General features: G+C 60.3%; 1 protein-coding gene. It reads left to right on the forward strand.

The genetic code is table 11. The annotated features are described in order from the left end of the window. Nucleotides 1-41: 41 nt before the first annotated feature. Nucleotides 42-239 (forward strand): UvrD-helicase domain-containing protein (locus tag ACSNOG_RS33995; protein WP_436756519.1); only part of this gene is annotated, 198 nt, incomplete at its 3' end.

Genomic DNA, 239 nt, shown 5'->3' on the forward strand with positions numbered 1-239 from the left:
TCGTCCGCCTCATTTCCCGCGAAGCGCCAGGGAACCGGTTTATGGTCGGCGACGTCAAGCAGAGCATTTACCGTTTCCGCCTCGCGGAGCCGGGACTGTTCCTGGATAAATACAAAAGCTACGGCGCAGGCGATACCGGCGAGGAAACAAGCCTCGCGGGAATCCGGATCGATCTGGCCCGCAACTTCCGCAGCCGCATGGAGGTCGTGGATGCCGTGAACATGCTGTTCAGGCAGATC

Source organism: Streptomyces sp. URMC 124, assembly GCF_051386455.1.
Taxonomy (GTDB): Bacteria; Actinomycetota; Actinomycetes; order Streptomycetales; family Streptomycetaceae; genus Streptomyces.